This is a genomic window from Petroclostridium xylanilyticum (assembly GCF_002252565.1).
Lineage (GTDB): Bacteria > Bacillota > Clostridia > SK-Y3 > SK-Y3 > Petroclostridium > Petroclostridium xylanilyticum.
In genome coordinates, this window is the sequence record NZ_NPML01000019.1 from 453,613 (window position 1) to 470,325 (window position 16,713).

At 37.6% G+C, this 16,713-nt stretch carries 13 protein-coding genes and 2 pseudogenes; 1 reads left to right on the plus strand and 14 read right to left on the minus strand.

All coding sequences use genetic code 11. The features are described 5' to 3' along the window. Positions 1 to 172 precede the first annotated feature (172 nt). The gene (locus CIB29_RS14295) at positions 173 to 1,213 is read left to right on the plus strand and encodes a Gfo/Idh/MocA family protein (RefSeq protein ID WP_094550784.1); all 1,041 of its coding nucleotides are present in this window, start codon (positions 173 to 175) and stop codon (positions 1,211 to 1,213) included. A gap of 267 nt (positions 1,214 to 1,480) precedes the next feature. On the opposite strand, the gene CIB29_RS14300 is transcribed toward CIB29_RS14295, so the two are convergent. From CIB29_RS14300 to CIB29_RS19670, 14 genes and pseudogenes are all read right to left on the minus strand, one after another. Beyond that, positions 1,481 to 2,440 carry a D-2-hydroxyacid dehydrogenase gene (locus tag CIB29_RS14300; RefSeq protein ID WP_094550786.1) on the minus strand — a complete coding sequence of 320 codons (960 nt, stop codon included), beginning with the start codon at positions 2,438 to 2,440 and terminating at the stop codon, positions 1,481 to 1,483. 51 nt (positions 2,441 to 2,491) lie between these two features. Then, the gene (locus CIB29_RS14305; RefSeq protein ID WP_094550788.1) at positions 2,492 to 3,403 is read right to left on the minus strand and encodes a sugar phosphate isomerase/epimerase family protein; all 912 of its coding nucleotides are present in this window, start codon (positions 3,401 to 3,403) and stop codon (positions 2,492 to 2,494) included. Beyond that, complete coding sequence (locus CIB29_RS14310) at positions 3,400 to 4,554, minus strand: glycerate kinase (RefSeq protein WP_094550790.1); 1,155 nt, start codon at positions 4,552 to 4,554, stop codon at positions 3,400 to 3,402. The genes CIB29_RS14305 and CIB29_RS14310 overlap by 4 nt, the downstream gene beginning before the upstream one ends. Before the next feature lie 150 nt (positions 4,555 to 4,704). Further along, entirely contained in the window at positions 4,705 to 5,487 is a 783-nt protein-coding gene (locus CIB29_RS14315) for a DeoR/GlpR family DNA-binding transcription regulator (RefSeq protein WP_094550792.1), read from the minus strand. Between the two features lie 157 nt (positions 5,488 to 5,644). Further along, on the minus strand, positions 5,645 to 6,613 hold the full coding sequence (gene pdxA / locus CIB29_RS14320) for a 4-hydroxythreonine-4-phosphate dehydrogenase PdxA (RefSeq protein WP_094550794.1): 969 nt from the start codon (positions 6,611 to 6,613) through the stop codon (positions 5,645 to 5,647). 1 nt (position 6,614) lies between these two features. Continuing rightward, the gene (locus tag CIB29_RS14325) at positions 6,615 to 7,886 is read right to left on the minus strand and encodes a four-carbon acid sugar kinase family protein (protein ID WP_094550796.1); all 1,272 of its coding nucleotides are present in this window, start codon (positions 7,884 to 7,886) and stop codon (positions 6,615 to 6,617) included. Between the two features lie 166 nt (positions 7,887 to 8,052). After that, a complete protein-coding gene (locus CIB29_RS14330; protein ID WP_094550798.1) occupies positions 8,053 to 8,994 on the minus strand; it encodes a transketolase family protein in 942 nt (313 codons plus the stop codon). Continuing rightward, on the minus strand, positions 8,987 to 9,826 hold the full coding sequence (locus CIB29_RS14335; protein WP_094550800.1) for a transketolase: 840 nt from the start codon (positions 9,824 to 9,826) through the stop codon (positions 8,987 to 8,989). The genes CIB29_RS14330 and CIB29_RS14335 overlap by 8 nt, the downstream gene beginning before the upstream one ends. Before the next feature lie 21 nt (positions 9,827 to 9,847). After that, a complete protein-coding gene (locus CIB29_RS14340; protein ID WP_094550802.1) occupies positions 9,848 to 10,888 on the minus strand; it encodes a zinc-binding dehydrogenase in 1,041 nt (346 codons plus the stop codon). Positions 10,889 to 10,929: 41 nt separating this feature from the next. Further along, the gene (locus tag CIB29_RS14345) at positions 10,930 to 12,171 is read right to left on the minus strand and encodes a nickel pincer cofactor-dependent isomerase, group 22 (protein WP_094550804.1); all 1,242 of its coding nucleotides are present in this window, start codon (positions 12,169 to 12,171) and stop codon (positions 10,930 to 10,932) included. A gap of 409 nt (positions 12,172 to 12,580) precedes the next feature. Beyond that, the gene (locus CIB29_RS14350; protein WP_198543898.1) at positions 12,581 to 14,524 is read right to left on the minus strand and encodes a sigma 54-interacting transcriptional regulator; all 1,944 of its coding nucleotides are present in this window, start codon (positions 14,522 to 14,524) and stop codon (positions 12,581 to 12,583) included. A gap of 142 nt (positions 14,525 to 14,666) precedes the next feature. Beyond that, positions 14,667 to 14,861: pseudogene (locus tag CIB29_RS14355) on the minus strand (transposase); the annotation flags it as partial. A 207-nt stretch (positions 14,862 to 15,068) separates the two neighbouring features. After that, a complete protein-coding gene (locus tag CIB29_RS14360) occupies positions 15,069 to 15,713 on the minus strand; it encodes a bifunctional 2-keto-4-hydroxyglutarate aldolase/2-keto-3-deoxy-6-phosphogluconate aldolase (RefSeq protein WP_094551149.1) in 645 nt (214 codons plus the stop codon). Positions 15,714 to 15,727: 14 nt separating this feature from the next. After that, positions 15,728 to 16,686: pseudogene (locus tag CIB29_RS19670) on the minus strand (NAD(P)-dependent oxidoreductase). Between the last annotated feature and the right edge of the window lie 27 nt (positions 16,687 to 16,713).

The following is a 16,713-nucleotide window of genomic DNA, read 5'->3' on the forward strand; positions in this document are numbered from 1 at the left end:
GGCATTTCTATATTTTAATATGCCACGTTATATACGTTTTCCCACAGCTTCAAATGTAGTAATTTTCACGTAAATTATGAAGTTCTAAGATTTCTTATTTTTTACCAAACCAATTTCACCCCGGCTATAATAAAATCAATAATATTATATTTTAAGGAGGTTTAACTCTATTATGAAAAAGGTCAAAATAGCTGTTTTTGGTGCAGGGTCTATTGCACAAAAAAGGCATATCAGTGAATGCTCTGAAAATCCCAATGTCGAACTAGTAGCAGTATGTGATATTGTAAAGGAAAGGGCGGAAAAAGTTGCCGAACAATACGGTATGAGGGCCTATACTGATTACAAGGAACTTCTGGCTAATGAAGAGGTTGATGCTGTCATCGTATGTACCCCCAATTATCTACATGCTCCTATGAGTATTTACGCTTTAAAAGCTGGAAAGCATGTTCTTTGCGAAAAACCTATGGCTATTTCTGCTGAAGAAGCTGAAGAAATGATCAAGGTTGCAAAAGAAAACAATAAATTTCTGATGATTGGACACAACCAAAGACTAATGAAACCTCATATAAAAGCTAAAGAAATATTAGACAGCAGAAGACTGGGAAAAGTGCTTACCTTCAGAACAACGTTTGGACATGGAGGCCCTGAACAATGGAGTGCAGCTAAATCTAAAGATACATGGTTCTTTAAAAAGGACGAAGCTTTTGTAGGAGCTATGGGCGATCTCGGTGTACATAAGGCTGATTTGATACGATGGCTATTAGGAGAAGAAATCACTGAAGTAGCTGCTTTTATTGCTACTTTAGAAAAGAAATATGAGAATGGTCAAATAATTAATGTGGATGATAATGCTACCTGCATTCTGAAGACCGAAAGCGGTATTTTAGGTTCTTTGATCGCAAGTTGGACCTATAAGGGCGATGAAGACAATGGCACTATCCTGTACTGTGAAAAAGGTGTTCTTAAGATTGGTTATGACCCGGAATTCCAGGTAACTGTGACATATAGAGATGGTGCCAGAGAGTGCTATAATGTCGGGGATATTGCTACCAACCTCAAACAGGTAAATAGCGGTGTTAGCGAACTCTTTGTTGATTGTATTCTAAATAATAGAGCCCCCGAAATTTCTGGTGAAGAAGGATATAAAGCACTTAAAATCATACTTGCCTGTCTTGAATCACAAGAGAAGTCTACATTTGTTAAAGTTAAATAAAAATTTAATATGTTGTCATCTATAAATTCAAAACGGCAGCGTATATAAATACACTGCCGTTTAATACATGTTAATCGTCATGCCAAGTGGTCTCAGCACAAAAATGATGAAAATACACTGCGTACAAAGGTGCATTGTTTCACCCGCAGAGTTTCGAGGTAAAGAACTTCCAAGGCTTGTGTCAGGCAGGCGCAAACTCGCTTCGCTCAAACAATGCGCCTGCTACTCTGACACTGCGTCCGGAAGTTCTAATACCTCTTCACAAAATTATTTATTTACTACATTAACAGGATTTCCTGCTAAGAATGCTTCTAAGTTGTCTACTGCAATATTCATAAGACGTTCTCTTGATTCCTTTGGAGCCCAAGCGATATGTGGGGTGATGATGCAGTTTTTCGCTTTCAATAATGGGTTATCCATTTTTATTGGCTCAGTGGATACAACGTCTACAGCTGCTCCAGCTATTTTGCCGCTGTTTAACGCTTCTGCCAAATCTTCTTCTACAATCAATGGCCCTCTTGATGTATTTATAATCATTGCTCCATCCTTCATTTTTGCGATTGTATTTTTGTTGATGATTCCTTTTGTGCTTTCAAATAATGGGCAGTGTAAGCTGATTACATCGGATTTTGCCAATAATTCATCTAATTCTACATATTTTAATGTATCGCTTTCCAATGCCTTATTTTGGTATTCATCATACGCCAGTACTTTCATACCAACGGCTTGTGCAATTTTTGCTGTTGCCTGGCCAATTCTTCCGAATCCAATAATACCCATTGTTTTTCCTGCTAATTCAATTAATGGATAATTCCAGAAGCAAAAATCAGGACAGTTTGTCCATTCACCTTTTTTAACTGCTTCATTATGCGCCCATACATGATGGCACATTTCTAACAACAATGCAAAAGCAAATTGTGCCACTGCTGCAGTCCCGTAAGTCGGAATGTTTGCTACAGGAATACCTTTTTCTTTTGCTGCATCCACATCTACAACATTGTATCCTGTTGCTAATAAGCCTACCCATTTTATATTAGGTGCTTTCTCAAATGTCTCTCTAGTCAGCGGAGTTTTGTTGGTGTAAACAATTTCTGCATCGCCTATTCTTTCTAAAATTTTATCTGCTGGAGTACGGTCATATACTGTCAGGTCTCCAAGCTTTTCTAATCTTTCCCATGTTAAGTCACCTGGGTTTAGTGTATATCCATCTAATACTACTATTTTCATATTCAATCCCCTTTCTTTTATCTCGGAACTTGAAAAATTATGATATAAATATTATAGTTTTGCCCATGCTTCATTTAATGTCCTCTTTGCATTAGCAATTACAATATCCGGGTCTTCATCTCCCCATGGTTTTACTTCAAAGCTTACAATTGGTGGATTTTGAGTATTTAAGAATCCAATATCTTTTAATACCCTCAAGAATTCTACCAATTCCGGAACATCATTTTCACCGTTAGGGAACCCAAATCTTGGATGTGCATCCCCATATGCCTCAAAGGATGGATCCTTTACAACAGCATTACCAATATGAGCATGTACAAGATACTCTTTTATTGGAAGAATAGCCTGTTCTGCTGTCTCTCTTAATAAAGGAAGATGGCTTAAGTCAACCATTAACCCAAAATTATCATATTCTTTTCTGATCTCTTCTGCAAATCTCTTCGCCAGTGCAACTGGTCCAATGATACTCTTTTTGTCTATATCGAAATCAAATACTTCCAATACTATTCTTAGACTACCTTTGGATTTTGCATAAGCACACAATTCTTTAGTGGATTTTACTAATGCCTGGAAAGACTCTTCTTTAGTAGCTTCTTCGTATTTTCCGCTTAAGAAGGCGAGCCCAACAGCTCCCAATTCATAGGCCTCATCAATACCTTCCTTTAAAGTAGCAACAGCTTTTTGCCTTCCTTCTTCATTAAGGTCGTTGATGTTCAAGCCAGTAGTGAGTAATCTTGGCTGTGCGCCATAAGCTACGGTCATATGGCTCGTTTCAAACATCTTTTTAACCTGTTTTCTTACTTCAGGATCTTTCATCCAGCTAACTTCAATTGCATTAAAATAATCATCTACAGCTATTTTTTTAATGGTTTCTGCAATTGGACCTTCGCCCTTAATAGTAGACGGGTAGGCCATGAAATGGATTAAACCTACTTTCATGTATTTGTACATAGATTCATTCATAAAATGTCACTCCTTCTCATCACCATTCCAATTTTAATAATTCTCATTACCCTTTCAGCGGCATCTTCCAATAATTCTGATGATCTGCCCATTGCTTCGCTGAGCGGCATTGCTTTATTAACTGTGCTCATGATACCATCTACTCCATAGTCATATACTGCTGAAGCTCCATCGCCAATATCTCCTACAATAGCAAGGACAGGCAGATTATACTTTTTAACCCTCTGTCCAACACCTACGGGAACTTTTCCGTAGATGGATTGTCCATCAATCTTACCTTCTCCGGTAATAACCAGGTCGGTAGTCGGTAAGTGCCGGTCTATATTTACTACATCCAGTACTGTTTCTATACCGGACTTAAGCTGGGCACCGCAGAAGACGATCAGGCCTGCACCCAAGCCGCCGGCTGCCCCGGTTCCCGGGACATCAATAATATCCTGTCCCAACTGTTCTTTTATGATTCTGGCAAAGTGCCTGAGGTTTGCATCCAGCTGCTTAACCATTTCCGGAGTTGCCCCTTTTTGAGGTCCGTATACAGCTGAAGCACCTTTTTCGCCGCAAAGAGGATTGGATACGTCGCAAGCAATGATAATTTCCGTATCTTTGATTCGCGGATCAATATTGGAAACATCTATAACTGCAAGTTTTTCAAGCTCACCGCCGCCATAGCCAAGCTCTTTTCCGTCCTTATCCTTAAATGAAACACCTAAAGCCTGCGCCATTCCCAGTCCACCGTCATTGGTTGCACTACCCCCAATACCGATTACGATTTTCCTGCATCCATCATCCAATGCCGCCTTAATTAACTCACCAGTACCATAGGTAGTGGTTACCATTGGGTTTTTCTTGTTTTCCGGCACCAAAGGTAAGCCAGAAGCCGCTGCCATCTCGATAACAGCCGCACCATTATCCAGTATTCCATACTTTGCTTGTACCTTCTCCCCTAGTGGACCGGTAACGGTTATTTCCTTAAATTTTCCTCCAGCACCTAAAACCAATGCATCTACAGTGCCTTCTCCCCCGTCAGCGATTGGTATTTTGACTATTTCTGCATCTGGAAATACTTTTCGGATGCCTTTTTCTATTGTATTTGCAACAGCGATTGTTGTATTACTTCCTTTAAATGAGTCGGGCGCTATAATTATCTTCATTTTTTCACCTCTTTCAATTTGGTAAAAGTCACATTAATATGTCGTTTTAAAAATATATTACCACACTTATCAACATTTTTCAATAAACAAATTCAAACTAAGCGAATTTTTTAATTAAAAAACATACCAGCTCATCCCAATAACTTAAGCTTAAAATTTTTTATCAGCAGCCTCATCTGCAATAATTACCTGTATCCCCCTATCCCTCAAATACGTTTCATATTCTTTGCCAATCTTTTGATCACAAATTAATTTATGAATTTGGTTTATCGGAGCAAAGGTAACCAGCGCAGTTTTACCAAACTTCGTAATATCAGCAAGACAAATTACTTCCTGGGCACATGAAATAATCTTTTTCTTTATATGTGCCTCTAATATATTTGAAACAGACAAACCCTGGCCGAGCTTTATACCGCTGGTTGAAAGGAAAATCTTTTGAACATTATAGGTTTCAAAAAATTTCTCAGTTTCCGGTCCAACCAAAGAATAAGACCCTTTTCTCTGGGTTCCTCCTGTTAGAATCAAATTAACCCGCTCTTTATTGGAAAGTTCATAGGCGATATTAATATCGTTGGTGATAACAGATATTTCAATGTCCGGCAATAGGTGCGCAAGCATAAGTGTAGTACTTCCTGAATCTAATATTATCGAATCGCCGGCTTTCACATATTTCACTGCTTCCTGCGCTATTTTCCTTTTGCCTTCCAGGTTGATTTCTTTTCTAAGCGATATAGGAGGTACATCATTTACTTCTCCGATAAGAGTGGCTCCTCCATGGATTTTTTGTAACAGGCCCTGGTTCTCCAATTTTTCCATATCTCTTCGTATCGTTTCTTCTGATACGTCAAACATTTTACTCAAATCGGATACTTTCACAAAGCCTTTTTCATGGAGCAGCTTAAGTATCCTTTCCTGTCTATTTACAGCTAACATCTATCCACCCTCTTAAGTAATATAGTAATTCTATATTACCACATAATCTCACATATTACAACATCAAAGGATACTAAAAATTCTATAGGAGGTCCAGTCCGCGAGTCTTGCCCCTTCTTCCTGCTAAATCGGACTTTTTCAGTAGTTTCATATGATATTATTTGCCCTGAACAAGATTAATCGCAAACTTATATGCTTCTGTCAGACTCCGTGTAGAAGCAATCCCTTTATAAGCAATGTCAAAAGCCGTCCCATGGTCCACCGAAGTTCTTATTACTTTCAACCCTAGCGTTACGTTAACCCCACCTTCAAAATCCAAAAGCTTTATAGGAATATGTCCCTGGTCATGATACATGCAAACAACAGCATCATATTGTTTTTTACATGCTTTAATAAAGACGGTATCGGGCGGGATAGGGCCTTCTGCATAAATGCCTTCTTCTTGCGCCTTCAATACCGCCGGCTTTATCTCATTAATATCTTCCCTTCCGAAGGAACCGCCTTCACCCGCATGAGGATTCAACCCTGCAACCGCAATTTTAGGCTTGATTATAAATCTTTTTAGAGCATCATGTGTTAGCTTGATTACATTATAGATCCTCTCTTTTTTTACATTTTTTATTGCTTCTTCCATGGAAACATGGGTATTGACATGGGTTACAGTCAATTTTTCTGATGCAAGCATCATTGTATAGTTGGTTTGGCCGCATATTTTCGCTATTAATTCTGTATGTCCTGAAAAGTTTTCATTACTGAGTCTCGTTGCTTCTTTATTCATGGGCAGGGTTACGATTGCTTCTATTTTTTTATCTAAAGCTAATTGTGTCGCGTATTCAACATATTTCATGGCAGCATAGCCTGATTTTTTGGAAATCCTGCCTATTTCAAGTTCTTCTTTTTTCAACAGTTTTAAGTCCAGGACATTTATATAACCTTCCTGCACCTCAGTTACATCAGCAATCCTTCTTAATGGCACTCCATAATTTAATAGTTCATTGCAATACTCTAAAACCTCATAGTCTCCAATAACTATAAAATCCTTTTGTATTGCTTTTTGTTTATAAGCTCCAAGTATCAACTCCGGTCCTACACCACTTGCATCTCCCATTGTAATTCCTATTAACATTTTACTCACCCTTCTTCAAATAGTTTTTTATCTGAATTAATATATCCTCATTACCAAAGCCTCCTGCTTTGGTAATAATATTGAGTTTATAATCATCACTTATTACGTCAGAAACTACAACTCCCGGGACAACCTCCTCCCTGGGAATTATGCCATAACATTCTATAGCCTTCATAATTCCCAGCACAGTGTCGCCTCCGAAGACAACTAACGTTCCTACATGCTTTTTATCCAATATTTTTTTGACCAGCCTTCCCATGTTTTCAGCGATCTTTAAATGCACCTTATTCATAGCAATATTTAACTTATTTGCATATTCATCAGTTTCATGCATCTGGTCACGGTTTTCAACTGCTTTTATAATGAAGTCTTCGTTGATGCTTATCCTCTCAACAATGCGCTCTAAAAGTTTTTCTCCTTCATGGGTATCTAAATAATCCTCCTGCAATTTTTGTTCAGGAGTTAATGTAATACTTTCATACCCATGTTTTTGTGCATAATTCATTTGATTTATAGAAACCTCATTAATACTGCCTGAAATCACTAATGTTCCAATACTATTTTTTTTGAAATGTATATTTTTAGCCTCCAATTCCAGTAACTCAGATAAAATTTCAGCAAATCCTGCACATCCTGCCATAACTTTCAGCTTATCTTTCCTTTTTAAAACAATGCCAATTTCTTTTAAGTCACTATTATCCTTTGCATCAAAAATATATATCGTGTCAACCTTTTCATTATCACTATCTATAAATTCAAAATTTTTATAATTCGTCACTACTACGTTAATTTGAGTTTGTTCTTTAATAATATCAGGTATATAGCTATGTTTTACCGGCTCAAAGGGGTCTTGTGCAAAAATCGTTTGGTCAAGTGGTATTTCGTTAACATAGTGGTAACCGTCTATAGTAACCCTGTTATTATTCGGAAATGCGGGTATAAACATAAGCTCCTGGCTGCCGGCAGCCTTTACCAATGCAGTTAATTCACTTCCTATATTTCCTCTTAGCGTCGAGTCAGTCTTTTTATAGATATATTCTATACCATAAGCCTTTGCTTTTTTTACAATCTTTTCTACTCTTTTGAATGCCTGGTCCGGCTGGATATGCCTGCTTTCAATATCTATTGCTAATACCTGTATTTTTTTATCGATAAATTCTAAATCAAGTTCCTGATTAACACCAACAAACGTTGGAATCCCTTTTTTTGCAAACTGAACCCCTGTATCAAGTGCCCCGGTGAAGTCATCTGCTATAATAAGTAATTTTATCATTACGCTGCCTCCGTATTAAAAATCTAAAAATATTACTATAAGAAATGTAAAAGTTCTCCTCCAAGTCTATTTTATAATATCATGCCGGTTAATACAATATACTACTTCAATAAGAAACGGCCTGTTTGCAAATTGCCAACAGGCTTATTTAAGGGGTTTGTTTGGATCATTTCTTTCTTTTAACAACACTCTCTACTTTATATACAATATTTTCAGCACTTAATCCATACTTCTTCAGAAGTTGTTCATAGTCCCCTGACTCAGCAAATACATCTTGCACACCCACATATTCCATTGGAATAGGGTATTCTTTGGTTAATACTTCTGCTACAGCAGCTCCCAGTCCACCATAGATGTTATGTTCTTCAGCAGTTACAACTGCACCGGTTTCTTGTGCACATTTTACAAGCAGTTCCTTGTCGATTGGTTTAATAGTATGGATATTTACAACTCTTGCCTTGATTCCTTTGGCTTTTAATTGATCTGCTGCTTCCAGTGCCTTTTGTACCATGTATCCCGTAGCTACGATAGTAACATCGTTTCCGTCAGTTAGCTGAACACCTTTGCCAATCTCAAAATTGTAGCTGGTGTCAAATATAATTGGTACTTCTGCTCTGCTTAATCTCAAATAAACCGGGCCTTTATAATCCACTACTGCTCTTGTTGCCATTTCAGTTTCAACAGCATCAGCTACAGAGATTACTGTCATGTTAGGCAGCGCTCTCATAAATGCTATATCAGCTATTGCATGATGGCTTGCACCGTCATAGGAGTCGGAAAGCCCTGCATAGGTTCCTGCCAATTTTACATTTAAGTTTGTATAGGAAATCAAGCTTCTAATCGAGTCTGCTGCTCTTAACACCATAAATGCTGCAAAGGTATTTACAAAGGGAATTTTTCCCGTAGTGGCCAAACCTGCAGCCATAGCAGCCATGTTTGCTTCAGCAATACCTACATTAAAGAATCTATCCGGGAACTCTTTTCCAAAAAGTATACTTTTACTTGAGCTTGCAACGTCAGCATCCAATACAACTACATTTTTATTTTCTCTACCTATTTTTACTAACACCTCGCCGTATGCGTCTCTTATTGCCTTCTTATCAGCCATTGATAGTACCCCCTAACTCAACCATTGCCTTCTTGTAATCTTCATCCCCGATTGGTTTTCCATGCCATACATTTTTTCCCTCCATGAAGGAAACTCCCTTACCTTTTACAGTCTTTGCGATGATAATTGTTGGCATGCCTTTTACTGCCTTAGCCTGTTGTATTGCATCGTATATTTCTTCAACATTATGACCATCGATATGGATAACATTCCAGCCGAATGCTTTCCATTTTGCTCCTATATCTCCCATTGGCATAATTTCATCAACGGTACCATCAAGCTGTACGTTATTGTTATCAAGGATAGCAATAAGATTGTCTGCTTTAAACTTAGCCGCTGACATAGCTGCTTCCCAGACGATACCTTCCTGGATTTCTCCATCTCCCAATAAAACATAAGTGTAGAAATCTTTTTGATTTAACTTCGCTCCTAATGCCATACCCAAACCTGCCGGCAAACCTAATCCGAGAGGTCCTGTAGATAATTCCACACCCCGAGTCTTTGTAGCACATGGATGTCCCTGCAGATGGCTGTTGAGCTGTCTTAATGTTTCAAGGTCTTCTTTAGGGAAGAAGCCTTTTTCTGCAAGAACAAAATATAACATGGGTGCTGCATGTCCTTTTGCAAGGATGAAACGGTCTCTGTCTTCACACTTTGCATTCTTAGCATCAACATTTAATATTTCAAAATATAAGGTTGTAATGATTTCTGTTGCTGATAAGGACCCACCAGGATGTCCTGTTTGGATCTTGTATAATAACTCAACTAACTCTATTCTAAAACGCTTGCACAAATCCTCAAGATATTGCTTTCTTTCCGCACTTAAACTTATGTGATCATCCCCTTTTATTTATTAATTTTCAACAGGTATTAACACCAGTTTTAGACCTTCTTTATTTTCAAACATCCGGAATGCCTTTTCCCATTCAGTAATTGGCATCTCATGGGATACTAAAGGCTTAGTTCTTACTTTACCTTGCTCTACAAGTTGAATAGCCTTTTCCCAGGAGGTCCATCTAGAACCTAAAGAACCGGTAACTTTTAGTTCCTTGAAGCAAATTCTTTCAAAGTCAATAGTAATAGGCTTACCAAACAATCCGATTTGGGTAAACTGACCCTGTTTCTTGATTACTTTCAGTGCATCATCAGCAGCTCTTGCTACACCGGAGCATTCAAGGACTACATCAACGCCTTTACCTTTTGTAAGCTCCCATATGAATTTCTGTAAGTCTTCTTCCTGAACATTGATAGTATAGTCTGCATCTAATTTTTTAGCCATTTCCAATCTTTCTTTGTCAATAGAAGTTCCCGATACAACTACAGTAGCTCCTTGTGCCTTTGCCACCTGCAGAGTTGCAAGGCCAATTGCACCAGGACCTACAACCAATACCACATCTCCTACTGTAATAGTTGTAAGCTCCAACACCGCATGTGTGACACAAGCTAAAGGTTCAAGCAGTGCACCGGAAATAAAGTCGATACTGTCAGACAGTACATGCACTCTTTCCTGTGGTACCACTGTATATTTTGCAAAAGCACCGTTGTACCAGTAGCCTAAAGTTCTTCTTTCATTACACAAATTATAATAACCTGTGATACAATAATGGCATTTTCCGCAGAAGCTGAAAGCAGTTTCAGAGGTCACCCTGTCTCCAGACTTCCATGCAGTAACACCTTTTCCTACTTCAACAACTACACCACAGAATTCATGGCCGGTAACTACCGGAGGATTAAGTGGAATAGCTATATCATCATGGTAGATGTGAAGGTCAGATCCACAAATACCGGCAGCCTTTACTTCAATTTTCACCTGTCCTGGCCCCGGCTTTGGCTCAGGAACATCTCTAATTTCCATATTTCCATTACCTTTTGCATACTTAACTAATGCTTTCATAATACTTTCCGCATTATAGAATAATGTGGTTATGCCCCCTTTCAGAATTTGATTAATTCATTATTTTCATTTATTATATCTACAAACTCACCTACAACTTCTATATTAGGCAAGTGCTGTATCTCATCAAGTACTGCCCTGGATACATACATTTCTCCTAAGTGCAGCGTATCCTTAATCCTTATCACCCTGGCATTTTCCGGGTCTATAGGCCCGCAGGTTCTAAGTGCATATTCAACAGCAATTCTATCGTTATCTGCTACAATAGGCATTTTACCTCTTTCTAAAAATGTACTGGTGATAACATTTTCATAGGTAGCCTGATAGTTGATCTTGTCTTTGAGTCTCTTTGTCATGATATCTGCAAGGCCCATTCCTACAGCATTTCCATGGGATTCCTCTGTTAAATCAGTGATAACAATATTTGTAATTTTAGGCTTTTCAGGGTCTTTTTCAGTATTGATTTTAATTCTTCCTATGATATTCGTATCCATACCGCTGCCGCTGATGTTCTTTCCTATTCTATCTACAATCAACACATCCAGTTTAACTACCGGCAAACTTGGCATATTGTTTCTAGCAATCTCCATGAGCTTTATTTCTTCCTGTTCAAGCACCTCAGGCTTCAATGCCCTTACAATGGCAGTTTCATCGTAGGCGTTTTCTACAACCCCCAGACCCATAATGATATTTCCATGCTTCATGATCTGTCTTGCTGTTGGAGGAATGAGTTCCCGCAAACCATATACGCCATAGCGGTGAATTTCAAGTGCCTGTTTGTGCTTACCCAACCCGATAACCAGCATTTTCATCAATCCGCTTTCAGTTGGACCATGAAAATCGGTGTGAACTTTAATCCTATTGATAGCAATTGTGCCATCTGCTTCATACGCATATTTGTCCATATACACCTTATTTTCCAACCCATCCCCGGGGAGTTCCACTACTTCCATGGATGATTTGATAGGAGCGCCTGTATATTCTTCGATAACACCATAGGATTCCAATACTTCTATTTGCCCTTCAGCAGTAGCACCGCCATGACTGCCCATTGCCGGTATGATAAAAGGCTCTCCACCTAATTCTTTTATTCCGTCAACAACTGCTTTTACAAGTATTTTTAAATTAGCAATACCCCGGCTGCCAACAGCTATTGCTATTTCGTCACCGGGCTTTATTTGAAGTCCCACATTTCTTACTTCTTGTATTGCAGTTTGATATACATCTTCCAGCTTTTCATTATTAAAATACTGCTTAATTTTAATTAGTTGAGGAATTTTCATAGCTCTTCAGCCTCCTTTTATTAAGATTCATCGTAATTATTAATTTTACACTACAGTCATACTAACACTTTTTATCAGTATTAATATTATTCTTTTATCAGATTCTATTAAATTACTTTCACTTATGTTATGGTGCAAAAACCATGCCAAATTTTTCAGATTCAGATGTAGATTGAGATTAAGTTTAACAATTTCTTTATATACTTAGAATAAGGCTATTGTAAATTACTATAATCTAAAAATTTTATCACTATTCATATCCCTGTACAAACCTTTAATCTGATTCTGAATCTTTTTGTTTCGTATTGAAACATACTTTTTAATAGTTACCCTTATGTTTTATAAAAATATGTTTATATCAAAATTGTCCAGCTTTTCGTTTCAATACGAAACAAAAGCAGGCTATGTTTCACTCCGAAACATAGCCTGCTTCATTCAGCCACCGCCATAGTGTCGTTCTTCCTATACCTAATATCTTAGCTGCTTTTGTCCTGTCACCAGCGGTGAGTTGGAGGACTTCCCTTATAATATCACTTTCTATCTCTTTTAAGCTTCTGTGAACATTAATGCGTATTTTAAAAGTGTCTGATATATCCGCATACTCATTATTTTCCTGCATTAATGGCTGTAATTCTTCACTCCAGTCATCAATAAAGTTTTTAATATGGTAAAGTTCAATACGCTTTGTTGGAACTATGATAACCAGTCTTTCTATTACATTCTCCAATTCCCGTACATTACCATACCACTTGTATGCTTGTAGTGCCTTCATTGCTTCATCTGATATGGTCTTTTTATCAATGTTATTTTGTCTGCAATATCTGTCAATAAAAGCATTTACAAATAAAGGTATGGAATCCTGTCTCTCTCTCAGTGGTGGAATTTTCAACGTTAAAACATTTAATCGGTAGTATAAATCTTCTCTAAACAGGTTATCATCTATAGCCTTCTTTAAATCCTTATTTGTAGCTGCAATGACCCTCACATCTACAGGAATAACTCTATCACTGCCTAAGCGCATTACCTGCTTTTCCTGGAGTACTCTTAAAAGCCGTGTCTGGATATGGGGAGCAATTTCTCCTATTTCGTCCAGGAAAATTGTGCCCCCGTGGGCAAGCTCAAATAATCCTTGCTTGCCTCCTTTTTTTGCCCCCGTGAAAGCGCCTTCTTCGTACCCAAAAAGTTCACTTTCCAGAAGATTGTCGGGTAAAGCAGCACAATTCACTGCGACAAAAGGCTTATTTCTCCTGTTGCTGGCATTATGAATACCCTGGGCAAAGAACTCTTTTCCTGTACCGGTTTCTCCGATGAGTAAAATATTTGAACTGGTATTAGCATAAAGCTTGGCTACTTCTACCAGCTTATTCATCTTTTCATTGCCTGTGATGATGTCTTCAAATCTGTACCGGGCCACATGACCTTTAAGGTATACTTTTTTTCTTATTTTTTCTTCTGTATTCTGTATTTTACTTATATCCTGAAATACACTTAGGGCCCCGGCAACCTTATCTCTCAACTTAATTGGCAGCGTACTGGCAATAATTATTTTTTCACCGATATTATAAAACTCGTCAATTTTTGACTGGCCATTTTTCATGACATCCTTAAAATTAACATGGGGCAGCACATCATGAATGCTATACCCTATGACACTATTCTTATTTATATTAAATATTTTCTCTGCGGCAGGATTAAAGAATTTGATTTGTCCTTTATTGTTGATACTTATGATACCGTCATGACTGTAATCCAATATTGTCTTAAGCTCTTCAAAACGCTCTCTTTCCCTGTTCGTTGCGTCCCTTATCTTTTTCGCCTCTATAATGCTTTCAAGGATCGAATCCTTTCCTGACTCTATCAAAAGTCCTTCAATGCCATATTGCTGTGCAATCTGAATGGAAATATGGTCTCCTACTACGATATCAACTTTCCCTATAAGCTGTTTGACTTTTTCAGTTTTTTGTTCTACTCTATCCGCTTTACTAAAGATAACAGGCACAAGATTCACATCTAAAATTTCAGCAATACTTTCAATGTTATATACTACGTTGTCATATCCCAGCAATCCTATATTATTTCCTTTTTTCTTTGCCTTTTTGATAGATTTCATAATATCTATTGAAGTAATTTGAATTTCAATAACAGGCACATCCACAAATTCCCTTAGAGATAACGCAGTGCCTCCCCTGCTGATAATCACTTCAACACCTTCTGAAATCATCTTATTGGCAATAGGAATAGCCTCATTCATATCTCCTATCTTTATGTCTATAGGTTCGTCTATTATGTCTATTATATCTTTTGCTATATCAGCAAGCTTCGGATAAGGCGAAATCAACCCAATTGAATACATAAATTTACCCCTTTGCAGGGGCGACATACCAGGTCGCCCAGAGATATTCTTCATAGTTCATATGACATTTGTTACTTTTCGCATAAATACTTTTAATAGTTTAATTATACTATATGAAATGAATATTTAAAAGAGTATGAAAATAGTAAAACTTCACCTTTTGTCCATCATATGATATTATCCTCGACTCCGCTATCGGCGACCTTCCTGTATACCTTCCCACATACTGTATTGCAGCTTTTTCACTCTTTACTTCCCCTTTACCGTATACATAAAAACCCTCGCTCTTCTCTTTATAAAGTCGATTCTTTAGCTTCTTAAACTCCCTCTTGCCATTCCACATACTTCCTGTTAATCTTTTACATTATTCTGATAGCCCTTGCTATTACTATGTTAAACCATAGTCATTTTACCAAAAAAATTTATACTTTCCTAGTTTCCTAGACAATAAAAAATTTTGGGAAATATCAAAAAATCGAAGATTAATTAATCTTCGATTTTTTGTACCTACCATATCACCTTTATTATCTAACTTACTCTTTTATTATAATCCCCTTGCTTCCTTAATCTTTGCCACAAATTCTTTACCTAATCTTGTAATGGATACATAGTCTCCTGTTTTAGCCCCTGCAGTAAGAGAACTACCTGCTCCTACAGCAACAGCACCAGCCTTAATCCATTCACCAACATTATTTACATCTACACCACCGGTAGGCATCATCTTTGCATATGGAATGGGCCCTTTGATAGCCTTAATAATCTTAGGTCCAAACGCTTCTCCAGGAAATATTTTTATAATATCTGCTCCCGCTTCCATCGCTTCAACCACTTCTTTAATAGTCATAGCTCCGGGCATAACCGGTACTCTGTATCTATTACATAGCTTAACTGTTTCTAAATTAAAATATGGACTTACTACATATTGTGCTCCGGAAAGAATAGCAATTCTTGCAGTTTCTGAATCCATTACAGTCCCTGCACCAAGAATGATTTCGCCCTTGGTATAGGTTTTAGCCAATTCTTCAATAACCTTATGGGCTGCCGGTACTGTAAAGGTCAGTTCTATCGCTGCTACTCCTCCTTCAATGCAGGCATCCGCAATCTTTAGAGCCTGTTCACTGCTTTCAGCCCTAACAACTGCTACAATCCCTGCATCACAAATCCTGGTAATCACTTTTTCTTTATCCATCATGCCAATACCTCCTAAAACTCTTTAATATTACTTTTCTCCAAACATTGTATAAGATTTTGTGCCGCCATTATACCCATATTATCTATTGCTTCATAAGTAGAGGCTGCACAATGGGAACCTATTATAATATTATCTAATTCTAGTAGTTTATGATTACTGGGAGGCTCTTCTTCAAATATATCGATACCCGCCCCCCAAATCTTATTTTCCTTTAAGGCCCACAGCAGTGCTTCTTCATCTATAATTCCGCCTCTTGCAGTATTAACTATAATAGCTTTATCTTTCATCATCTCAAATTCTTGATAGCTTATCAGATTTTTGTTTCCTGAGTTAATGGTAAGTGTAAGCTAATAAAATCAGACTCTTTTAACAATTTTTCAAGTGAAACATATTCAATATTATTCGCCCTGGCATACTCTTCATCCTGGTATAAATCATATGCCAGTACTTTCATATTAAAGCCTGAAGCCCTTTTAGCGACTCCTTTCCCAATACTACCCAAACCTATTAATCCTAAAGTCTTGCCCCACATTTCAACAGTAGTAATCTTACTCCAGTTTAACTTTCTACATTTATAAAACCATTGACAAAAAACATCGTCATGCCTGTGTTTTTGAGCAGTTTCACCTACCTGCGTATCAGCCCACGTCATTATCTTCCCCAGTGGGTTTCTGTTCTTATCCAGGAATAATAAACTGTGCCATGTAGTACAAAGCCCGATTGCATCAATTTTATAATTGCCTGAATCCATTATTTTTTTAACACATTGTTCCAAAGTTTTATAGATATCTTCCGGATCCTGTGATACAACATCACTGACCTGTTCACCATAAGGAATAGTGACTATTTCCTTTATTTCTTCAACAGAAGAATAAACCAGCGCTTTTGCTGAAGAAGTGCTTACCTCTAAAGCTAGAACATTCATTATATCCCACATTCCTTTCGCTGTGCTCAAGGTACAAAAATTCATGAAAAAAATTAGCCAAAACCTCCAAAA